The following is a 22,496-nucleotide window of genomic DNA, read 5'->3' on the forward strand; positions in this document are numbered from 1 at the left end:
TAATTGCTATGCAACTTTAACACAATTTATCTTATACGGAATTACTAATGTCACCACTGTTCCTTGTTCCCTATATATTTGCCTATCCTCTATCATTACAGAACTTTCCATTTTAAAATCTTTAGATAATATTTTTAAACGTTCAGAAGTAATAGCAGTCGATAGAGATTTTTTATCGCTTCGCTTATTATCTATCTGAGCGCCAATCCCAACACCATTATCTGCAATGGTACAGATCAACTTTTTATCTACAAATTTTAAGTGAATCATTATATTTCTGTCTTCTTGTTGATTACTAAACGCATGCTCTATAGCATTTTCAACAAATGGCTGAATTAGCATGGGTGGGACCTCAAATAGCGAAATATCAATAGTTTCATCTACTGAAACCGTATAATTATAGGCCTCATTTTCTAAATTCTGAAGAGCCAAGTAGTTTTCTATTGCGGCTAATTCTTGAGCGAGTAGCACCATTTTGTCTCTTGAATTTTCCAAAATAATCCGCAGTAGTTTTGAAAATTTCGACAGATATAAAACAGATTTTTTTTCCTCTTTATTTAAGATCATTCCTTGTAATACCGAAAGCGAATTAAATATAAAATGCGGCGTCATTTGCGATCGTAAGAGCTTTTGTTCAATCACTATATTTTGCGTTTCAGATTTAATATTCCTAAATTTTAAATAGAAAATAATACCTCCTAAAAGTATCGTAACCAGAAGAAAGCCAATTATTGATAATAAAAAATTCCGTTGTGATTTTTTTAAATCTTGAGAAGTATCCTTTACTGTTTTGGTAAGCTTTAATTCTCTAATACTCGCTGAATCCAGTTGCTGCTTATACTTGTATTCATATTCTAATTGCGTCATCTTTTCAATATTTTCTTTATTGAAAAGGCTATCATTTAAGATCTTGAACTGTCGATGACTAGATAATGCTTTTTTAAATTCTCCTCTTACTTCATAAATTTTAGAAAGTGTATTATTGACTTCTTTTTGCTCTGCGAGCATCTCCAGTTTATCAACAATTTGCTTGCCTTCTATGGCGTGTTGTAATGCTTTCGGATACTCTTTAAGCATAAAATATGCTTCTGCTAAATTGATGTTGGAATATCCAATATTACGTTTATCGCCAAGAGATAAACCTAAATTTAGAGAGGATTCAAAATTCTTTAAAGCCAATTTGGGCTGTTGCAACAAAAGATGCACTTTTCCTATATTATTATTACACGTAGCCAGCGTTTCTTTGGCATCAATTTCTTGAGCTATGATTAAGCCTTCGGTAAAATATTCTAAAGCTTTTGGATACTCTTTAGAAGCTGTAAACACATCGCCAATGTTGATTAACGCTTTGGCTATTCCCTCTTTTTCTTCTAATTCTTTATAAAGTTGTAAGGATTCGTCAAAATAAGAATAGGCCTTTTCATGCTGACCTAATTTAGAATATAGTACACCTATATTTTGAGTAGTCATGGCTATATCGTCCCTATTATCATCTTCTCTAAAACTTACTAAGATCTTATTATAATACTCTAAAGCCTCTGTATAACGACCCTGTATGGTAAAAATTACAGCAATATTGTTTATGGCAGATTCTGTCCTTTTACCTAATCCTAATTGTTCATATATAGCAATTGATTTTTTATAAAAAGTAACAGCTTCATCTAGATCTCCTTTTGAATAATAAGTGATCCCTATATTATTTAACATATCAGCTTGATCTCTACGATTACCTCCTTCTTTAGCAACCTCTAGAGCCTTATTAAAATAGTCTAAGCTTTTATTAGGGTCATTTTGATAGCTAGATATCATTCCTAACGTATTGTAAACAGCAATTATATCTTTATGCTTATAGTTCTCTTCTTTCTTATATAATTCAAGTGATTTAAGAGCATCCTCTAAAGCTTCTGGGTACTCTGATTTTGAAACATGTATTTTACTAAAAATCAAAATACTTTTAGCTAAACCTTCTCCATAGCCTAGCTCTTTAGCCAAATTATTTGCTTCGATAGATTTTTCTTCGGCTCTAGAAATATCATTCCTACGATAATTATATGCTAATGTATTTAGTAAATCTACACGTGTTGTATCTCTTTGCGTATGAATAGATAATTCTTTTTTAAGACTATCTATTGTACGACTCTGTGATAAGACAATTGTCGAAAATAACAAGAAGAGGATTAAAATAAGAAACGATGTATGGGTGATTTTCATATTAAAAACAGACGTATTTTAAGCTAAATAACAATATAATTCTGAATAGTAAGATTATCTTAAACATTTATACCCCATTCTGAATAAAGATTACACAGTTTTAAACTATTTGGCCGATATAGAAACATGGTTAAAACCAATAATTAACCGCAAGCTTTATAACTAAAAAGCCTACGGTTAATAAAATTGGTAGTAATAGAGTGACTCCTCGAACAAATACGTGCCTCAGGAGTAATCTATTTTGCAAACCTTTTAACTAGTCCGCCAGTATCAAAAGTAAGTGCTATTACATAAACTCCACTAGACAAGTTACTTATAGTAATTAAATTTTCAACACCATTTTTCACCATAGCTCCTGAAATATTAAATACCTGATAGCTCTGTAGTTTTGAAGCACCATTTGTAATGATCTGTAACATTTCCGAAGTATTTAGTATCGTTACCTCTTCTGATAGCGTTACATCAGAAATACTTAATAGTGGATCTGTAACAGATTTGAAATCTGTCCACAAAGCACCAGCATTTGTTACATAAGCATCATACGTTCCTCCAGGTATAAATAAATCTATATTAGCACGGTCATCGCCAAAAGTATCAGTAGCGTTTCCAGTAGTTGTTATTGTTGGAGGTATTATGGCTTCTGAAGTAACGGTAGTAAGAAGATTGTCGCTAAAAGCACTAGCTCCAATAGTAATAACATTTTCTGGTATGGTAATACTTGTTAATTGATTCCCTAGAAAAGCGCTTATTCCTATGCTTGTTGCGGCATCTGGAATAGTGAAACTTGTTAAACTATTATTAGTAAACAAGTTGTTACCTATTGTTGTAAGGGTATTAGGTACTGTTGCGCTAGTGAGTGTATTATTTTCAAATGCACTATCTCCCAGACTAGTTACACTATCTGGAATCACAATACTACTAAGGTTATTAATAGCAAAAGCACCTTGACCAATACTTGTAACACCATTAGGAATTGAAATACTTGATAGTGCATTGTCTACAAAAGCTTGCTGACCAATGTTTGTAATACTACTCGCTAGCGTTACATCTGTTAAGTTTTTACTTGCAAAAGCAAAGTCACTAATTTCAGTTACATCATAGGTAATCATTCCATTCATTTTTGTAGCAGGAATGTCAACCATAACACCACCGGCGGTATCATAATCTATAGCAGAAACTGAAGCGTTTGTACTAAGTTCATAGGTGATAAAATCGCTTATAAAGGTATCTCCCACTTGAAAATCTTCTGTAACCGTATTAAATCCTGTCCATAAAGCACCAGTATCTGTAACGTATGAGCCCAATGTGTTGGCTGGTATTGTTAAATCTATACCGCTGCGGTCTATATTAAAAGTATCATCTGTTCCAGTGGTGATAGTTGGAGGTGCAATAGCTAATGAAGTAACACTGTTTAATGGGTTATTGTTAAACGCAGCATCACCAATGCTCAAAACACTAGCTGGAATTGTAATACTTGTAAGCTGATTAAACCTGAAAGCACCAACACCAATACTTGTTACATTATTAGGAATAGTAACACTCGTTAATTCATTATCATTAAAAGCAGCCTGACCAATACTAGTTACACTATTTGGAATCACAATACTGCTAAGATTGTTTGAGAAAAAAGCAGCATTTGAAATGCTTGTTATAGCATTAGAAATAATAGCAGTAGTCAATATGTTATCAGCAAACGAAAGAGTGCCCATACTTGTAACACTATCTGGAATAGTAACACTTGTTAAGCCCTTTTGATAAAAAGCAGAATTTCCAATACTAGTAACACTATATGTTACACCATTATAAGTTACGCTGGCAGGTATGTCAACAATAGATCCTCCAGCAGGGTCATAATCTATGGTTTCAACCGTATTATTTATAATAGATGTAATTTCATACGAGATAAAATTACTTACAAAGTTTACATTTTCTGTAACGCTATTAAAACTAGTCCATAATGCTCCAGGGTCTGTTACGTAAGGTGCTGTAGTACCAATGGGTATTATTAAATCAATACCGCTACGGTTATTAAAAGTATCCGTTGATAGCCCTGTAGTAGTTATGGTTGGTGGCGTTGTTGCTTCTGAGACAACACTTGTTAAAGTATTGGCGTTAAAAGCACCATCACCAATGCTCGTAACACTACTAGGAATAGTAACCGTTGTTAATTGATTAGATCTAAAAGCATTTGCTCCTATGGTTTGAATACTATTACCTAATGTGACACTACTCAACTGATTGATAAAAAAAGCATCATCGCCAATGCTCGTAACATTATCAGGAATAATAATACTTGTTATTTGGTTTTGAAGAAAGGCACTATTACCAATAGTTATAAGACTATTAGGTAAAGTTAAGGTTGCTAATTGATTAGAATTAAATGCATTTGTTCCAATACTCTGAACGCTATTACCAATAGTGACACTTGTCATTAGATTATTTAAAAAAGCACTGTCACCAATGCTTAACACACTATTGGGAATAATAGCACTTGTCAATTGATTTTGAAGAAAAGCAGTATTACCAATACTTGTAACCCCATTAGGAATTGTTATAGTTGTCAATTGGTTAGAGCCGAAAGCATAATTACCTATAATTGTAACATTATTAGGAATTGTGAGGCTCGTTAGTTGGTTTACAGCAAAAGCACCAGTACTAATACTCGTCATGCTATTAGAAAGTGTGAGACTACTTATCTGATTGTTTTGAAAAGCTGAATTCCCAATATCCGTAACGCTGTTAGGAATAATAACACTTGTTAATTGATTATTTGCAAAAACTTCAGAACCAATAGTCGTTAGGCTATTAGGAAAAGTAATACCCGTTAATTGATTCCCTAAAAAAGCTTCATTACCAATACCTATAATACTATTAGGAATAATTACACTAGTTAATTGCTTGTTTCCAAAAGAACCAGCCCCTATTTCTGTAACATTATAAGTTGTGCCTCCATTAAGTACTGTAGCTGGAATAGTAACAACAGTACCACCAGCAGCATTATAATCAAAAGTTTTCACTGTAGTAGGAGAAGTTACTTGATACGTAATAAAATTTTCTGTAAACTGTTGCGAATACCCTATTCCTGTTATAAATAAGGTAATTAAAATTAGTAGTGCTTTTTTCATAATTACTGGGGTTTTTAAGATTAAAAAACCGAAAGTAGATTTATTAAACACATCAAGAAATAGGGAATCTTTTTTTGAAGGAGTATAACCAATAAGCGTGGTGATTGATTTTATATTCGTCTCTGTCCAATTCTAAACTATAGTAGTATTTCTGAACTAGCGAGCTTAAAAAGCTAGATATATAAGGCATATTATTTAGTGTAAAATATGCTTTAACAATTTTAGGTACAAATTCGATTCCTGTATTGACATTAATTGCCTAATTATGGAGCATCTGCTAAAACGGTTCATTTAAAAATTGGTTGGGATACGACTATTGCGGAGTTTGCAATTACACGAAAATAGATAGAACTATTATTTATTGTTTTATTACATGGCGTTTCCGTAGGATAGCTAGTATCTTTGTCTGATATATTTTACATACTATTCACAACCTTACTATGCCTTTTAAAAAACTACATCCTCGTCTGCAAGAGAAGTTAGTATCTCAAGAAATAACAACGCCTACTCCTTTACAGCGTAGCAGCATTCCTGTAATAAAAAGTGGAGCCAACGCATACATCACAGCACCAGAAGGAAGTGGAAAAACAACGACGCTTATACTTACAACCTTGCAAAAGCTAAAGTTTGAGGCCGTTGGAAATGCCCCGAGAGCGGTGGTTCTTGTAGAAAATAAGGAAAAAGCTTTAGCTATGTATGATGCTTTTTTTGAATTTACAAAGCACACGCCACTACGGGTGTATGTAGGTCACGAACAACTTCATATTGATGTTCAGAAATCTGAAATATTTATGGGTGTGGATATTCTAATTACGACACCAAAGTCAATGAACAAGCTATTTTTAATGGAAGGCGTAAGTATCTCTCAATTAAAGATTTTTAGTATTGACGACGCCGAATTTTTGCTTCAACAATCCGCATATGCTGCCTTAATGTCGATTACGCAGAGCATTAAAAAATGTCAGTATGTTATCTATTCAGAAAAAACGCATCCAAAATTAAACCGTTTTGAGTCCTACTTTATGGAATATTCTAAAAAGATCACTGTGTAGGTATATTCTTTAAGTGATACGAAAATTTAAAAGCTAGATGATACCTAAACTACATTATATATCTCAAGGAAACTCTCCCGCAGTCCATTTGGAAAATATTCAGAAAGCGTGTAATGCCGGCGCAGAGCTAGTTCAATTACGGTTAAAGGATATTTCAGAAAAGAAACTCTTAAAGTATGCCTTAGAAGCTAGAGAGATCACTTCTCATTTTCAAACTAGATTAATAATAAACGATCATTATAAATTAGCAAAAGAAGTAAAAGCAGACGGTGTTCATTTAGGAAAAACAGATGCTAGTCCTACGATAGTTAGAAAGCATTTATACACCTGGCAACTCATTGGTGCCACAGCAAATACCTTACAAGACTGCGAAGAATCAATACGTAAGGAAGTCGATTATATTAGTTTAGGACCTTTTAGATTTACAGAAACCAAAGACCATCTACCTCCGGTCTTAGGCTTAAACGGCTACACCGCCATTTTAGATGTCTTAAAAACCGAAACTCCTATTCTAGGTGTTGGAGGAATCACTACGGAAGATGTTACTGCTATATTGAAAACAGGTATTTCAGGAATTGCGGTTTCCGAAGCTATTACGCGCAACTTTAATAGTATCAAAACATTTAATCAGTTATTAAACGCATCGTCAACTGCAGAGCAACGATATACATTCGACTAAAGCACTAATACCTCGTAAAATTACGACTAGCAGTAATTTTAGCAAAAGATCATGCTACCAATCTATAGGGAAATAATCTTTTAAAAATTTACCACACCAATGCTTTCCTGTGTTAATACCATCAATTAAAGGATCCATGACCCTCGCAGCGCCATCAACAATATCTAAAGGTGGCTGAAAATCATGAATTTCTACTTTCCTTTTAGACAATTCGGCAGGGTCTTCATCTGTTACCCAACCTGTATCTACCGCGTTCATATAAATACCAGACTTGGCAAATGTTGCTGCAGACGTATGTGTAAGCATATTTAGGGCTGCTTTTGCCATATTTGTATGCGGATGTCTATCTTCTTTTTTAAAGCGATGAAACTTCCCTTCCATCGCCGATACATTTATAATATGCTTTTTACCTGTATTTTCCTTCATCATTAAATTAGACAAACGATTACAGAGTACAAAGGGCGCTACGGCATTTACTAATTGTACTTCAACCATTTCAGTTGTTTCAATTTCGCCCAATTTTAAGCGCCAACTATTGGTTTTTCTTAAATCGACTTGCTGTAGATCGGCATCCAACTTTCCTTCCGGGAATACTTCGGCTGTTTGCAGTGAATTGTCAAAACTATACGGAATTTGCGATAAGGCAGCAGAATTTCGTAATCCAATTCCCGGTTCTGGTCCGTGCCAGGTTACTGGGAGCACATTATTTTTATTCGTTTTTGATGTCCCTATGCTTAAACTCGATAACTCTTGTAAGCAATCAATATGGTCTTTCAATAATGGTTGTGCTAATTTAGGAAGTTGGTCTACAGGTAATTTTTCGTTCTCCATTAAATGAAAATAAAAGCCTGAAGGTCTTCTTACGGTTTGTGCCGCATTATTTATCAAAATATCAAGTCGATCGTATTTTTGTTCAATATAATTACAGAAAATTTCTACACTTGGTATATGGCGTAAATCGAGCCCGTGAATATGCAAACGGTGGCTCCATTGGTTATAATCATCTTCTTTAGAAAAGCGAATAGCAGAATCGGCAGGAAAACGAGTTGTAGCGACTACAGTAGCACCCGAGCGCAACAGCATTAATGTTATGTGGTATCCAATTTTTAATCTAGAACCTGTGATGACCGCTACCTGACCTTTTAGATCAGTGGTTTGAAAACGTTTAGCGTAGTTTAGATCGCCACATGCGGTACACATGGTATCATAAAAATGATGCAATTTTGTATATACCGTTTTACAAACGTAGCAATTTCTAGGAGATTCTAATTCTGGTGTTTCCTCTGGTATGGATGCTGCAGCAAGTAACTTTGGTGCAATAAATAGGGCTGCTTCACGTGCAGACCGAATTCCGGTTGTTTTTCTCGCGTGAGTGTCTTTGGCGATCATCTTGCGTTTTGCCGCCTTTTTAGCATCTTTTCTTCTACGTTGAAATTCGTCACGATGCGGTCTAGAAAGCATTCCGGAAGCTTTTAATAATGCTGTTCTCTTTTCTTCTGAAAGCTCAAACATTTGGTTTGTATCTGAAACCAGCTGCTCCAATACTGAAATACATTTATCTATTTCTTCAGGTGAGACAATTCGCGTAGCATCTTTGATGTTTTGATCTTCAAGCATATAGCAATAACGGTTATACAGGAAATATTATCTAAATAATTTTGGCGAAGATACCACTACCGTTTTCAGAAAAAAGCAAAATGTAAGTGTAATTGTATCTCTTCGTTGACGCTATGATATTAGTCTTTGATTTTCTTTAGTCTATTAAACTTATCTCTTATTTCTTTAAGACACAAATTATGAATACTCCCCGCATGCGTATGTTTTTTGGTCGTATCGGGCACATAAGTTCCGTTTTCAACCTTGGCTCCAATTTCTCTATATGCATCTCTATAGGCAATACCATTTTCTACCAAGGTATTCATATTGTCCACGGTAAATAGAAATTTGTATTTATCATCATTTGGATCTACTGGTTTGACGATGATTTGTTTGATCGCGAATTCAAAAATCTCCAAAATGTCCTTCACATCTTCAAAGGCAACGATCATTTTCTCCTTTAATAGTTGAAATTCTCTGTGATAGCCACTGGGTAAATTGTTAGTTATTAAGATCATCTCCGTCTGCAAGGCCTGAATTTTATTGCACTTCCCCCGAATCAATTCAAACACATCCGGATTCTTCTTATGTGGCATGATGCTACTTCCTGTTGTTAATTCATCCGGAAAGGATATAAAATCGAAATTCTGACACATATAGAGGCAAATATCCATCGAGAATCTTGCGAGGGTGTTACAAAGTCCGCCTAAGGCTGCAGCAATAGTCCTTTCACTTTTTCCTCTGCTCATTTGGGCTGCAACCACATTGTATTTCATAGTTGCAAAATGTAAGGATTGTGTTGTAAAAGTTCTGTCTATTGGAAAAGAACTGCCATAACCCGCAGCTGAGCCTAACGGATTTTGATCTACCACTTTATATGCCGCTTCCAACAAGTAAACATCATCGATCAATACTTCTGCATATGCCGAAAACCATAATCCAAATGATGAGGGCATGGCAACTTGAAGATGCGTATACCCTGGTAACAGCTCATTTTTATGAACTTCGGCTAAATCTAATAATGTCTCGAACAAGGTATGTGTTTGTTTGATCACTTCGGAAATGTTCTCTTTGTAATAGAGATGTAAAGCCACTAAAACCTGATCATTTCTTGATCTTGCTGTATGAATTTTCTTCCCAACTTCACCCAATTTTTGTGTCAGTTCAAACTCAATTTTAGAATGTACATCTTCGAAATCTGCTTCAATAACAAACGTATTATTTTCGATCTGTACTTGTAAATCTTGCAGTCCGTTGATCAATTGATCTACTTCTTCCGAAGTAATAATTCCTACGCTATGCAACATTTTAGCATGTGCCAAGGAAGCTTCTACGTCGTATTTTGCAATATACATATCTACTTCCCGATCGTTTCCTACGGTAAATTGCTCTATTTTTTTGTCAATACTTACGCCTTTATCCCAAAGTTTCATAGTTGTATTTTTTGATGTTGTTTTCTTCTGGAATATTTAAATGATCACATCATTTAACAATGCGATATAAATTTGAATTCCATCTTCGATCTCTTGTAAATAAATGAATTCGTCTGCTGTATGGGAGCGAGTGCTATCACCTGGTCCTAATTTTAAAGACGGACAGCCCAATACAGTTTGATCTGAAATTGTTGGAGAACCATAGGTTTCTCTCCCTAAAGAGATTCCGGCTTGCACCAATTCATGTTCTAGAGGAATTGACGATGAATTCAGTTTAATTCCTCTAGGTATGATGCGATCGCAAGGCGCTTCCTTTTGTAAGATTTCAACGATCTCCTGATTTGAATACTTGTCGTTTACTCGCACATCCACAACCAGTTTCACGTCACTTGGAACAGCATTGTGTTGTTTTCCTGCATTGATTTGAGTAATGGTCATTTTAACACTGCCCAACACATCCGATTTCTTCTGAAATTGATAGACTTCGAACCACTTTAAAACATCGATGCAATTGTAAATAGCATTATCGTTATTTGGGTGTGCTGCATGACTCGGCGTTCCCGTTACTACCGCATCAAAAACCACTAAACCTTTTTCTGCAATAGCTAAATTCATTAAGGTTGGTTCCCCAACAATGGCCACATCAATTGTAGGAATAATAGACAACATCGCTGCTAACCCATTAGTGCCACTCGTTTCTTCTTCCGCAGAAGCAACAAATACTAAATTGTATTTTAAGTTTTTATGTTCAAAAAAATAGGTAAACACAGCTAGTAACGAAACCAGACATCCACCAGCATCATTGCTGCCTAATCCGTAAAGTTTTCCTGATTCAACGATAGCCTTAAAAGGATCATTGGTATAACCGTTATTAGGCTTAACCGTATCGTGATGCGAGTTTAAAAGTAAGCTCGGTTTGTTTTTATCGAACTGTTTATTTACAGCCCAAACGTTGTTTATATGGCGATCAAATGGAATGTTTCTCGCTAGAAACCATTTTTCTAACAAAAGTGCGGTTTTATCTTCTTCTGAAGAAAACGACGGCGTTTCTATCAAGTTTTTTAGCAACGTAATCGCGTCAAGCGTTAATTGTTGGATTGTTTTCATTTTTGGATGGTTGTGTATTTTATATTCATGTTATAGAGCATTTCAGGCTTTCCAATACATACTTTATCTACATTTTGTTGAATGGCACGGAAGCAATTATTCAGTTTTGGCAGCATGCCGTCTGCAATAATGTTTCGGTTTATTAATTCCTGATAATTTTGCTTATTGATATTTTCAATAACCGATTCATCATCATTCACGTTCAACAAAACCCCCTTCTTTTCGAAGCAATAGTATAATTCTGTACAGTATTCCTTAGCAAAACCGATAGCCAATTCTGAAGCAATCGTATCTGCATTTGTGTTGAGTAATTGTCCGTTACCATCATGTGTGATCGCACAAAACACAGGAGTCACATTAGTATGGAGCAAGGTTTCCAAAATTGCTGTATTTACGCTAACTACGTCTCCAGCAAATCCATAGTTGATCTCATTAACAGGTCTTTTAACCGAGGTGATGGTATTTCCATCAGCTCCAGTAAATCCAATGGCATTACAGGCATTCGACTGTAATTGTGCTATAATATTTTTATTGATTTCACCCGCATATACCATCGTAATGATCTTTAAAGTGGCCGCATCTGTTTTTCTTCTTCCATCGACCATTTCAATGCTCACATTCATCTTCTCGGCTATTTTAGTCGCTAATTTTCCGCCGCCATGAACTAAGATCTTAGGTCCTTTAATTTCAGAAAATACACTTAAAAAAGCTGCTAAGGCTTTCTTGTCATCGATTATCTCCCCTCCTATTTTTATTACTTTTAGAGTCTTCATAGGGCGAGGTTTTCAAGAATTTTTTTTAGTACTATTTGCGCAGCGAATGTTCTGTTATTTGCCTGATCCATTACAATCGATTGATCACCATCCAATACGGCATCTTCCACCACAACATTTCTTCTTACGGGCAAACAATGCATAAACTTTGCATCTCCCAGTTTTTCTTTTGTCATCATCCACTGGGGGTCTTCTGAGGTAACCTTTCCGTAATCATTATAATTGCTCCAATTTTTTACGTAAACAAAATCTGCATCTTTTAAGGCTTCTTTTTGATCGTAACTAATAGGAATATCTTTTGTGACCTCCTTATTCAACTCATACCCTTTTGGGTGCGTAATTAAAAAATCAACATCTAATACCTGCATCATTTGTACAAATGAATTTGCAACTGCGTGAGGAAGTGCTTTGGGATGTGGAGCCCAAGACAAGACCACTTTAGGTGTTTTTTTGGTCTTTAGGTCTGTAATGGTCATGGCATCGGCTAAAGCTTGTAAAGGATGCGCTGTGGCACTTTCCATACTTACAATGGGAACGGTGGCGTATCTCAGAAAGCTATTGAGCACAAATTCCGATTCATCTTTGGTTTTATCTGTTAGTGCTGGAAAAGCTCTAATCGCAATTATATCTGCATACTGCGATATAACCTGGGCTGCTTCTTTTACGTGCTCTGAAGCACTTAAATTCATGATGCTTCCGTCTGCAAACTCTAGTTGCCATGCGTCATTTACATTCAATACCATTACCTGCATTCCTAAGTTTTTTGCCGCCTTTTCGGTGCTTAGTCGTGTTCTTAAACTCGAATTGAAAAATAACATGATTAAGGTTTTATGACGACCTAAGCTTTCAAATTGAAAGGGCTCTTCTTTTAATTGAAGTGCTTCTGAAATCATTTCCGAAATGCTTTCTATATCTTTTATGTGTGTATATTTTTTCATCCTACTTCCTTCTTTAAAGCTTTAAAAAATTGATCGATATGTTGCTTCTTTACTGTTAATGGCGGAAGAATTCGCAATATATTTGGATTCTTTGCGCTACCCGTAAATATGTGGTGGGTGTAGAGCAGGTTTTTTCTCAATGTTGAAACGGGAAAATCAAATACCAACCCAAGCATTAATCCTCTTCCTTTTACTTTTACGATCTTCGGAAGTTCCGCAGCTTTCTCAATAAAATATGCTGCCATCGCGGTTGCATTTTGCATTAATTTTTCTTCTTTCAGCACTTTTAAAACGGTTGAACACGCGACACATGCTAAATGATTTCCACCGAAGGTAGTTCCGAGTACCCCGTAAGAGGCTTTTATTTTAGGGTGAATTAGAATTCCTCCCACAGGAAATCCATTTCCCATTCCTTTTGCCATTGAAATAATATGTGGTGTAATCTTATGTTTCTGAAAAGCAAAAAATTCGCCTGTTCTTCCAAAACCAGATTGTACTTCATCAACAATAAACACGGCATCGTATTTAGCGCATAATAGTTCTAAACCCTTATAAAAATCTGTGGTATTTTCATCCAATCCACCAACTCCCTGAATACATTCTATAATAACCGCACAAACATCTCCTTTTTGCAATGCGGTTTCTACCGAAGCTAGATCGCCTAAATTAAAAAAATCAACTTCGTGTTGTGCGTTGACAGGAGCTACAATTTTGGTATTGTCGGTTGCTGCCACGGTCGCCGATGTCCGTCCATGAAAAGAATTGGTAAATGCAATTACCTTTTTCTTATTCGTATAAAAAGAAGCTAATTTCAATGCATTTTCATTGGCTTCTGCACCTGAGTTACATAAAAACAATTGATAATCTACACAATTAGACTGTAGTGCTAATTCCTTTGCTAAAGCAATTTGCAACGGATTCTGAACCGAATTGCTATAAAAACCTAATTTGCTAAGTTGATCATACATGTTTTTTACATACGCGGGATGTGAGTGCCCTATAGAAATAACGGCATGACCCCCATATAGATCTAAATATTCGGTTCCGCCATTATCATATACATAGACATCTTTCGCACGAACAGGCGTAACATCGAATAGTGGATATACATTAAATAAATTCATAGTTTTTCAGTCTAAAAAAAGTTGGCTTTTAAATTCAATCCTTCATCTTCCGCAAAACCAAACATCAAATTCATATTTTGAACTGCTTGTCCGGAGGCCCCTTTCAACAAGTTGTCAATGATGCTCGTAACCAAAAGCCTATTTTTGTACTTATGCAGATGAAGCAAGCATTTGTTGGTGTTAACCACTTGCTTTAGGTGGATTTCTTCTTCGGAAATGTGAACAAATGCAGCATCGTTATAGCACGCTTCGTATATTTCTTTCGCTTCCTCTAAAGTCCCCTCGTAATTGGTATATGCTGTAGCAAAAATTCCTCTCGAAAAATCTCCTCTATTTGGTATGAATACAATTTCACTATCGTAATCGTTTTGTAAAATCTTTACTGATTCATTTATTTCCCCTAAATGCTGATGTACAAATGGTTTATAATAGGAAAAGTTATTATCTCTATATGTAAAATGGGTGGTTGACGTGAGGCTTACTCCGGCGCCAGTTGCCCCTGTTACTGCGTTAACATGAACGTCTCTGGTCAATAAATCTGACTTTGCCAAGGGTAAAACAGCCAATTGAATAGCCGTTGCAAAACAGCCCGGATTTGCAATATGATTTGCCTTTTGTATGGCCTCTTTTTGAAATTCTGGCAAGCCGTATACAAATTTTTTGTTTTGGTACTTACTATCTTTTTCTAGTCTAAAATCATTTCCCAGATCGATAATTTTAGTAGCATCTGAAAATGAATTGCGTTCCAGAAATCTTTTCGCATTTCCGTGGCCAACACATAAAAACACTACATCAACATTCGAATTAACTGTATCTGTAAATTGCTGATCGGTGGTGCCTACAAGATCCTGATGAACCTCACTAAACTTATTTCCTGCGTTTGAAGTACTGTAAACAAAATTGATCTCAACATTTGGGTGATGCACCAACAATCTGATCAATTCCCCGGCTGTATAACCCGCTCCTCCTATTATTCCTGCTTGTATCATTCCTGTGAATTTATTTGCTGATATATTTTGTTTTGATTTCCGAGGATCTTAATAAAGCCTTTAGCATCATCTGCTGTCCATCCTAAATTTTCTTCACCATAGCTGCCAAATTTCGGATTCATTAGATCATGTTTTGAATCAATTCCATCTAAACTAAAATGATATGGTCTTAAAGTTAAATACACGTCTCCCGAAACATGAGCCTGACTGCTATCTAAAAAAGCTTCAGTATCTCTCATTGCGGGATCTAAATACTGCCCTTCGTGTAAATGCATTCCGTAGAAACTAGACAAATATTCCTTATGCTGCAGTTGCCACTTGCTTAAAGTATGCTTCTCTAATAAATGATGAGCTTTGATTATAAGAAGTGCCGCAGCTGCCTCAAAACCAACTCTTCCCTTGATACCAACAATAGTATCGCCCACATGAATATCTCTGCCAATGGCGTAAGCCGAAGCCAGCTCATTTAGTTTTTGAATATTTTTTTCTGGGGAATCAATGATGGCATTCAACGCAACAAATTCTCCTTTGGCAAACGTTAGCACCACCTTCTCTTCTCCTTGCTTTTCTAATTGAGAAGGATAGGCAAATTCTGGTAAGGCTTTGTTGGATGTAAGCGTTTCTTCTCCTCCAACGCTGGTTCCCCACAACCCTTTATTTACCGAATACTTTGCCTTGTCCCATGACATGTCAATACCATTCTCTCTCAAATATTTTATTTCTTCTTGTCTCGATAGCTGCTCATCTCTAATGAGCGAAATGATCTCAATTTCTGGAGCAATTGTTTGAAAGATCATATCAAATCGCACCTGGTCATTACCTGCACCCGTGCTTCCGTGTGCGATATATTGCGCGCCTATACTTTTGGCATAGTTCGCAATTTCTATAGCCTGAATAATTCTTTCGCCACTCACAGATAGTGGATAAGTATTATTTTTTAGCACATTTCCGAAGATCAAATACTTAATTACTTTTTTGTAAAAAGTACTTATAGCGTCCAGGTTTTTATAAGTTGAAACACCCATCTTATAGGCATTAGCTTCAATTTCTTTAATTTCAACAGCTGTAAATCCGCCGGTATTGACACTAACAGCATGGACATTATAACCCGCTTTAGATAAACGAACAGCACAATATGAGGTGTCTAAACCTCCGCTGTATGCAATGACTAATTTTTTCATTTTTTATCTTTTTTTAGAAACATGCTTTCTTTGATACTTTTTAACCTTTGAAAAACGGCTTCCTTGATTTTTACTTTTTTGTAATTATTGTTCGTCGATGGATCGTATAACATTCCGGTACACAGGCACATTTGCTGTTTTGTTCGTTGCAAAACATCATAGTTTTGACAGGTTTGACAGCCATTCCAAAAGGTTTGATCATCTGTGAGTTCTGAAAATGTAACGGGTTTATATCCCAGGTCACTATTGAGCTTCATTACAGCCAAACCTGTTGTGATTGAAAATACCTTCGCATTAGGAAACTTTGTTCTGGAGTGCTCAAACACCTTTGCTTTTATTTTTTTAGCGAGGCCTTGATTTCTAAATTTCGGATTTACGATCAAGCCAGAATTTGCAACGAATTTTCCATGACTCCAAGATTCTATATAACAGAAGCCTGCAAACTCATTACCTTCAAGAGCGATGACAGCATTCCCGTTTTCCATTTTAGTAATAATATACTCTGGCGTTCTTTGGGCAATTCCGGTACCTCTAATTTTGGCAGATTCTGTTATGGTCTCAGAGATAATTTTTGCGTAAATACAATGTGATTTATCAGCAATAACAATTTTCATTGTTTTTGATATTAAATGATTTATAAAAAGTGTATTTGGTGGAAAGAAGAACCGGACTCACCTAAGTTCAAGAGTTTATATAGCGCCCAAAAGGCGACGGCGAAAAAGAGGGCGTATACAGCGTACAGCAGTTATGTTATTCGAGAGAATAACAAGGGAGATTATTGATATGAAATTGGATTTGTGCAAGAAATAAAAAATATAAATGACGTATAACAGAAGGGGTTCTTTACTTAGCGTCTACAGCGAAAGCGAACCATTGTACTTAAAGCAGTACTACGTATTATATTTTTTGAGATATTCACATTACAATATTATGATATTTTTTATTGCAATTCATGATTTTTTTTAAGTTTTATAAAATTTCTGAAAATATTCACTTCAAATTCATAGTGTATGTGCTCCATTAAAAAAAAATACTTAGAGCGTCAATAAACATAAAGAACATGGCGTTAAGAGCTTCTCTTTTCTCTAAAACAGGCAAAAATGATGTGGTGTTAAGAACCGTAAGATTATAAAACAATAGAGTTGAATTAAAAGAATCTTTCTTGAAGAAGAAGGTTTTATTCATTAACGAAGTGCCGTGGATCTTGATTCACGGCACTTTTATATATCAATGACACAATTTTCTTATTATTCGATGACCACAGGATTAACAGGTGCAGGATTCCTGGGATTTGGATTTCCACCAATTGGATTTGGAGCTACTGCTTCGGCTTCTTCACATAAAACAAATGCGATCTCATCACTTAATATATTAACGCTTAACATTCTTTTGGTATCGAGAATTCCGAAGATATTGACAAATGATACGATCCCATTGGCAATGGCTTGCTCGATCCCCGCTTTCTTAGATTCCATCACCATAGGCAAGACAGAATTCATCGCTTTTGAAACAATTCCTGTACAACCAGCCGTCAAAATATGTTCTCCCGCACTATAGTCAAAGTCGGAATCGATATCCACATGAACATCTAAAAAAGATTCTGACTCATTGTGATCTATAGAAAGAAATACTTTTAGCTTTACATCCAAGTCGGCATCAAAGAAATTCGGCGTATTGATCTCAAACGGAAATGACACTTTAATAACATTTGGAATATCTTCAAAAACCGTTTTAACTTCATAATAACCACGATCAACATTGTCTGGCCCTACGGGTTTTTTTCTCTTCTGTAAACCCTTTGTTTCTCTCATAAATCGGTCGAACTCTGAGATCGCAAAGCTGTTAAAAGCATCTTTCGTCAAACTAATGATCACACAATCGGTATCATCTACGTTCATTAGCAGTTTCTGACTTATAGTCTGACCACTTCCATTGCCTCTTGGCTCTGCCGTAATTACGTAATAAAGTTTTTTTAGGGGTCTGTGTATTACACTACCATTCGCGGCCAAATCGGCATCTACAGGCGTAGAATCTCCCATAATTTTAAGTCGGAATCGATAATCGGCCATGTTTATTGTATTGTCAATCGCCACGATAGACCATGAAATGGTTACTTCTTGGAAAGGTCGCACTTCATTTGTAGACAATTCGAACGTTTCAACATTAAAAAGTTCAGACATACTTGTTGTGGGTGGCTGTGGAAAACCGCCCCCACCGTCGATTACTATGTTGTTGTTGTTTATTCTACCCGGACTCACATTGATTCTCATAACATTTTTTATTATATATTAGGCAATAAAGGTAGTATGAGAGTTGTCTAAACTTAGTAAGGGTTCACTCCTTTCTGAAGGAGTTTTAACTTATTATATATCAGGTTTTTACCTAAATTAGTTAGTTGGAAACGAAAGAAGTTTCTAATAGTTAGCTTCGTTAGTAGAGACACTAGTGTAGAACCTCAATGTGGTAGGTACAACTATGACGTTATTGATCTTCCATTTTATTTAACGCTTGTTTTATGGCTTCACTATCCCATTGATTGTCAAAATCAACAATACCGCGTTTAAAATCTTGATCCAATAATTTTTCTTGCTCTTCAATTTCTTTTCGAGCCTTAAAAATATAGTTGTCATCACGTTTAGACTCCTTTGCTAATCGTCTTAAGCTTTCTTCGTCGTATTTAATAAAATTTTGAACCTGCCTATTCAGCGTATATTTTCTGAAACCCATTTTACTCAATACATCTTTCGCAAGACTTAACGAAGTATCCAGCGATTCGCGATAAATATTTTCAATTCCCAAATTTAATAGATCATAGGCCTCGTATCTGTTCTTCGCGCGAATCATAAGTTCTACATGTGGATATTTTTCTTTTATTAGCTTCGCAATTTCTTTGGTTACACTTGGATTGTCAATCGCGCATATTACTATTTTGGATTCGGCGATCCCAGCAGATTCTAATAAATCCATACGAGTAGCGTCACCATAATACACTTCAAAGCCCATTTTCCGAAGAAAATCAACGCGGTTCGAATCTTGATCTAAAATGGTAGCCTCTACTCCGTGCGATCGTAGAAAACGTCCTACAGTGCTTCCAAAATGGCCAAAACCTATCAATATTATTTTTTGAGATTTCGCTATATGGTCCATAGGTCGTTTTACATATTCTTTTGTACCGACCCTCGGTAATAGCAGGCGCTCGTTCAGCAGGCTAAGAATGGGTGTAAGCGACATAGAAAGTGCTGTTATCACTAGCATCATGTCCATTTCATCCTGCTCCAGGATGTTTAAATTAAAAGCAAATGCAAGTAATATGAATGCGAATTCACCAATTTGTGCAAGGCCAAAGGTGAGCAGTAACTTTTGATCTAATTTTAATTTAAAAACTCGGCCGGTCAGAAACAAAACGATGGCTTTTATGATGATAATTGCCAATAAAATGCCTCCAATGGTGAACGGGCTCTTGGCAATTACTATAAAATTAATGGATGCGCCAACAGCCATAAAAAACAAGCCAAGAAGTAAGTTTTTGAAGGGTTCCAGTGTGCTTTCTAACTCATGCTTAAATTCGCTATTTGATAGCACGACTCCGCCTAGGAACGCTCCCAATGCTGGGCTTAAACCAACAAATTCCATTAAAAATGAAATGCCAAAAACAATTAAAAACGCAGCTGCTATTAATAGTTCTCTCACTCCTACTTTGGCTACTTTCCGAAGCATGGGCACAATGAAATAACGCCCTAGTACGATAATCAAAACGACCGATAAAATAATGGCTGACGTTTGTAAACCAAAGGGTAGGTTGTCTAATAAGTTGGTATGCTTTTCACTATCTTCTATGCTAGTTGTTCCATCTGAATTTGACAATAGCGGAATCAATCCGAGCATAAAAATAACAATGATATCTTGAAATAATAAGATTGAAAATGACGACGTCCCGAAAGTGGTATCCATCAAACCTTTTTCTTTGATGGTTTGTAATGCGATCGCGGTAGATGACAGTGCTACAGCCATAGCGATGACCAAAGCCACCTTCCAATCAAATCCTAATGCTATGAACAGCAGATATGTTAGTATCATGGTTCCCCCTACCTGAACACTTCCCATACCAATAATGGTCTTTCGCATGTTCCAAAAGTTCTTCGGGTCAATTTCCAAACCAATTAAAAACAGCATCATTACGACGCCAAATTCAGCAAAATGAAGGATATCATCTCCTTCTTCTCCAATAAAACCCAAGACATACGGACCAATGATTACACCAGCCAATAGATAGCCTAGTACAGAACTTAAGCCGAGTCGCTTTGCGATAGAAACACAAATTATCGCTCCAGCAAGGAAAATTATTGCTTCAAAGAGTAAACTTCCCGTCATTAGTTACGCTTTTAGTTGTGGTATATCATTTAAAAATGAGTAGCCGCTAAAATCACTGCGGTTCATTCCATTTTGGACTAGATCTAATAATTGATCGTATTGTTTCGCGTAGCTAAGTAAGTCCTCATCCAACAAATTGTGTGTCCCCATAACGGCGAAAGGTGGAAAATAGGTCATTCCACACAAGTTGGCTGTTTGTTCAAAAGGGCGTAAAAATTGATTCACTGTAAAACTGTTCGACCCTTCAGAACAATAAACATCTCTAGATCCGCCCGTAGTAATTACGTTAAAGCAGATTTTTGATCGTAGCGCATTCCCATTCGGCCCATAGGCCCAACCAAACTCTAAAACTAGGTCGATCCACTGTTTCATGATGGGCGGACAACTATACCAATAAAAGGGATGATGCCATATAATGACATCGTGTTGACTTACCAATTCTTTTTCTTTGCTAACATCAATATGGAAATCTGGATAGCGTTCATATAAATCATGAAATGTGATACCTTCCTTATCCTTTATCTGATCTACAAGAACCGCATTGGCTCGTGATTTCTCATATTTTGGATGTGAAAACAGAATTAAAATTTTTTTCATGATACGCTGTGTATTAAACTAAATTCTGTCGAATATTCTTCGTTTAAATTTACCAAAAGGTCTAGGAAAGTAAACTAAAGGAAATTTTAATTCCTTCTATAATCATACCGGTTCCAATGATGGCTATGATCAATCCCATAATTTTTCCAATGACCGAGATAACGTTATTTCCTACAATTTTGACAATCAGATTACTTAATCTAAAGGTAAAATAGGTGATTAAACTCATTGACCCAAAAATAGCGATTACTAAGAACATTTGTAACGGAGCTGCATTAGATACGAAGTTCATAGCAGTAACAATGGTTCCAGGTCCTGCCAGAATAGGAATGGCTAGTGGTGAAACAGCAATATTTTCATCGATATTGACATGTTTTATACTTTTCATATTGGATTGTTTTGACTGTAACATTTCAAAACCAATAAAAAATATCAAAACACCACCTGTAATTTTAAACGCTGGAATACTAATATTAAAAAGCTCAAAAATATACTTCCCTAAGAGAATAAAAATGGTGACAATGATAAATGCTATGATATTTGCTCTTTTATTAATATCAGCTTTGGTTTTTTCGTCTGCGCCCTGAGTCATAGACACAAAAACAGTCATATTGGAGATAGGGTTGGTAATGGCGAAAAAGCCTGTAAATACTGTAATTGAAAAGGTTATTAGGTTGTCCATCGTTGGCAAAATTTAAATCTCGAAAGAACTTGAATTACGCCTATATTTCCAAGTAATTATGATTTTTTTAGGACGACTTATTTCACGTTCTAACATTAAAAATTTTCAGGACAATCAGAAAATGGAGCGAATAACATTTATGGTTGATCCGCTATTTTATCACTTTACCAAATGCTCGGTTAGACGTAGTAATTTTTCAATTTTAACAACATCGTAAGCATCTGGATGCGCTGGTGAAAAATAGCCTTTTTCTTCCCCTTTATCATTATCGAAATACTTCCCCGAATCGTTTATGTAATCATCAAACAACGCCAAGTCTACCAAAATAGTAACTCTGGTATTTGGTTTGTGCAGTAGTAAGCTGGACGCTTATAACCAGTTTACTAGGATATGGTCAAGTTTGGTTTAATAAAAAAAGCACGCTCCTTAAACAATGTAATGAAGCAATTTATCCTTTTTATATACTGCATCAAACCGTCATAATTATAGTAGGGTATTGCATTATTCAATTGGATATGAGTATTGCTTCAAAAATTATAATCTTGCTTTTACCTCAATTCCTATAATTATACTTATTTATAGAGTATTTATTTACCCTTTCAAAATACCAAGAGTATTATTCGGAATGAAGAAAAAAG

General features: G+C 35.7%; 18 protein-coding genes. 2 read left to right on the forward strand and 16 right to left on the reverse strand.

The window, feature by feature from the left end:
• Nucleotides 1-6: 6 nt before the first annotated feature.
• Together ACY2RU_RS06655 and ACY2RU_RS06660 are read right to left on the reverse strand one after the other, a co-directional pair.
• On the reverse strand, nucleotides 7-2,211 hold the full coding sequence (locus ACY2RU_RS06655) for a tetratricopeptide repeat protein (RefSeq protein ID WP_490137652.1): 2,205 nt from the start codon (nucleotides 2,209-2,211) through the stop codon (nucleotides 7-9).
• A 236-nt stretch (nucleotides 2,212-2,447) separates the two neighbouring features.
• Complete coding sequence (locus ACY2RU_RS06660) at nucleotides 2,448-5,336, reverse strand: leucine-rich repeat protein (protein WP_490137653.1); 2,889 nt, start codon at nucleotides 5,334-5,336, stop codon at nucleotides 2,448-2,450.
• Between the two features lie 440 nt (nucleotides 5,337-5,776).
• Between ACY2RU_RS06660 and ACY2RU_RS06665 the strand changes: the two genes are divergently transcribed.
• Together ACY2RU_RS06665 and thiE are read left to right on the forward strand one after the other, a co-directional pair.
• Nucleotides 5,777-6,388: a DEAD/DEAH box helicase gene (locus ACY2RU_RS06665; protein ID WP_490137654.1), complete on the forward strand. Its 612-nt coding sequence runs from the start codon at nucleotides 5,777-5,779 to the stop codon at nucleotides 6,386-6,388.
• Nucleotides 6,389-6,425: 37 nt separating this feature from the next.
• On the forward strand, nucleotides 6,426-7,067 hold the full coding sequence (gene thiE / locus ACY2RU_RS06670) for a thiamine phosphate synthase (protein WP_490137655.1): 642 nt from the start codon (nucleotides 6,426-6,428) through the stop codon (nucleotides 7,065-7,067).
• A 54-nt stretch (nucleotides 7,068-7,121) separates the two neighbouring features.
• On the opposite strand, the gene ACY2RU_RS06675 is transcribed toward thiE, so the two are convergent.
• The 14 genes from ACY2RU_RS06675 to ACY2RU_RS06740 form a co-directional block, all read right to left on the reverse strand.
• Entirely contained in the window at nucleotides 7,122-8,684 is a 1,563-nt protein-coding gene (locus tag ACY2RU_RS06675) for an SDR family NAD(P)-dependent oxidoreductase (protein ID WP_490137656.1), read from the reverse strand.
• A gap of 119 nt (nucleotides 8,685-8,803) precedes the next feature.
• Entirely contained in the window at nucleotides 8,804-10,096 is a 1,293-nt protein-coding gene (gene argH / locus ACY2RU_RS06680; RefSeq protein WP_490137657.1) for an argininosuccinate lyase, read from the reverse strand.
• A 36-nt stretch (nucleotides 10,097-10,132) separates the two neighbouring features.
• Nucleotides 10,133-11,203, reverse strand: coding sequence for a M20 family metallo-hydrolase (locus ACY2RU_RS06685; RefSeq protein WP_490137658.1), 1,071 nt, complete (start codon nucleotides 11,201-11,203; stop codon nucleotides 10,133-10,135).
• A complete protein-coding gene (gene argB / locus ACY2RU_RS06690; RefSeq protein ID WP_490137659.1) occupies nucleotides 11,200-11,976 on the reverse strand; it encodes an acetylglutamate kinase in 777 nt (258 codons plus the stop codon). The genes ACY2RU_RS06685 and argB overlap by 4 nt, the downstream gene beginning before the upstream one ends.
• Entirely contained in the window at nucleotides 11,973-12,914 is a 942-nt protein-coding gene (locus ACY2RU_RS06695; RefSeq protein ID WP_490137660.1) for a Rossmann-fold NAD(P)-binding domain-containing protein, read from the reverse strand. Before ACY2RU_RS06695 ends, argB begins: the two co-directional genes overlap by 4 nt.
• Entirely contained in the window at nucleotides 12,911-14,038 is a 1,128-nt protein-coding gene (locus ACY2RU_RS06700) for an aspartate aminotransferase family protein (protein WP_490137661.1), read from the reverse strand. The genes ACY2RU_RS06695 and ACY2RU_RS06700 overlap by 4 nt, the downstream gene beginning before the upstream one ends.
• 11 nt (nucleotides 14,039-14,049) lie before the next feature.
• Entirely contained in the window at nucleotides 14,050-15,027 is a 978-nt protein-coding gene (argC, locus tag ACY2RU_RS06705) for an N-acetyl-gamma-glutamyl-phosphate reductase (RefSeq protein ID WP_490137662.1), read from the reverse strand.
• A complete protein-coding gene (locus ACY2RU_RS06710) occupies nucleotides 15,024-16,208 on the reverse strand; it encodes an argininosuccinate synthase domain-containing protein (RefSeq protein ID WP_490137663.1) in 1,185 nt (394 codons plus the stop codon). Before ACY2RU_RS06710 ends, argC begins: the two co-directional genes overlap by 4 nt.
• Nucleotides 16,205-16,822 carry a GNAT family N-acetyltransferase gene (locus ACY2RU_RS06715; protein ID WP_490137664.1) on the reverse strand — a complete coding sequence of 206 codons (618 nt, stop codon included), beginning with the start codon at nucleotides 16,820-16,822 and terminating at the stop codon, nucleotides 16,205-16,207. The genes ACY2RU_RS06710 and ACY2RU_RS06715 overlap by 4 nt, the downstream gene beginning before the upstream one ends.
• A gap of 633 nt (nucleotides 16,823-17,455) precedes the next feature.
• Entirely contained in the window at nucleotides 17,456-18,478 is a 1,023-nt protein-coding gene (locus ACY2RU_RS06720; RefSeq protein WP_490137665.1) for a hypothetical protein, read from the reverse strand.
• Nucleotides 18,479-18,689: 211 nt separating this feature from the next.
• The gene (locus ACY2RU_RS06725) at nucleotides 18,690-20,579 is read right to left on the reverse strand and encodes a monovalent cation:proton antiporter-2 (CPA2) family protein (RefSeq protein WP_490137666.1); all 1,890 of its coding nucleotides are present in this window, start codon (nucleotides 20,577-20,579) and stop codon (nucleotides 18,690-18,692) included.
• A gap of 3 nt (nucleotides 20,580-20,582) precedes the next feature.
• Complete coding sequence (locus tag ACY2RU_RS06730; protein WP_490137667.1) at nucleotides 20,583-21,176, reverse strand: NAD(P)H-dependent oxidoreductase; 594 nt, start codon at nucleotides 21,174-21,176, stop codon at nucleotides 20,583-20,585.
• 61 nt (nucleotides 21,177-21,237) lie between these two features.
• Entirely contained in the window at nucleotides 21,238-21,858 is a 621-nt protein-coding gene (locus tag ACY2RU_RS06735) for a MarC family protein (protein ID WP_490137668.1), read from the reverse strand.
• Nucleotides 21,859-22,017: 159 nt separating this feature from the next.
• Nucleotides 22,018-22,182: a hypothetical protein gene (locus ACY2RU_RS06740; protein ID WP_490137669.1), complete on the reverse strand. Its 165-nt coding sequence runs from the start codon at nucleotides 22,180-22,182 to the stop codon at nucleotides 22,018-22,020.
• Nucleotides 22,183-22,496: the final 314 nt, after the last annotated feature.

This window comes from Ulvibacter sp. 2305UL32-6 (assembly GCF_058148545.1).

Coding starts and splice junctions, on each gene's coding strand:
- ACY2RU_RS06655 (WP_490137652.1), bottom strand. CDS start 2,211: ATGAAAATCACCCATACATCGTTTCTTATTTTAATCCTCTTCTTGTTA.
- ACY2RU_RS06730 (WP_490137667.1), bottom strand. CDS start 21,176: ATGAAAAAAATTTTAATTCTGTTTTCACATCCAAAATATGAGAAATCA.
- ACY2RU_RS06700 (WP_490137661.1), bottom strand. CDS start 14,038: ATGAATTTATTTAATGTATATCCACTATTCGATGTTACGCCTGTTCGT.
- argB (WP_490137659.1), bottom strand. CDS start 11,976: ATGAAGACTCTAAAAGTAATAAAAATAGGAGGGGAGATAATCGATGAC.
- ACY2RU_RS06715 (WP_490137664.1), bottom strand. CDS start 16,822: ATGAAAATTGTTATTGCTGATAAATCACATTGTATTTACGCAAAAATT.
- argH (WP_490137657.1), bottom strand. CDS start 10,096: ATGAAACTTTGGGATAAAGGCGTAAGTATTGACAAAAAAATAGAGCAA.
- ACY2RU_RS06675 (WP_490137656.1), bottom strand. CDS start 8,684: ATGCTTGAAGATCAAAACATCAAAGATGCTACGCGAATTGTCTCACCT.
- ACY2RU_RS06710 (WP_490137663.1), bottom strand. CDS start 16,208: ATGAAAAAATTAGTCATTGCATACAGCGGAGGTTTAGACACCTCATAT.
- argC (WP_490137662.1), bottom strand. CDS start 15,027: ATGATACAAGCAGGAATAATAGGAGGAGCGGGTTATACAGCCGGGGAA.
- ACY2RU_RS06695 (WP_490137660.1), bottom strand. CDS start 12,914: ATGAAAAAATATACACACATAAAAGATATAGAAAGCATTTCGGAAATG.
- ACY2RU_RS06735 (WP_490137668.1), bottom strand. CDS start 21,858: ATGGACAACCTAATAACCTTTTCAATTACAGTATTTACAGGCTTTTTC.
- ACY2RU_RS06725 (WP_490137666.1), bottom strand. CDS start 20,579: ATGACGGGAAGTTTACTCTTTGAAGCAATAATTTTCCTTGCTGGAGCG.
- ACY2RU_RS06720 (WP_490137665.1), bottom strand. CDS start 18,478: ATGAGAATCAATGTGAGTCCGGGTAGAATAAACAACAACAACATAGTA.
- thiE (WP_490137655.1), top strand. CDS start 6,426: ATGATACCTAAACTACATTATATATCTCAAGGAAACTCTCCCGCAGTC.
- ACY2RU_RS06660 (WP_490137653.1), bottom strand. CDS start 5,336: ATGAAAAAAGCACTACTAATTTTAATTACCTTATTTATAACAGGAATA.
- ACY2RU_RS06685 (WP_490137658.1), bottom strand. CDS start 11,203: ATGAAAACAATCCAACAATTAACGCTTGACGCGATTACGTTGCTAAAA.
- ACY2RU_RS06665 (WP_490137654.1), top strand. CDS start 5,777: ATGCCTTTTAAAAAACTACATCCTCGTCTGCAAGAGAAGTTAGTATCT.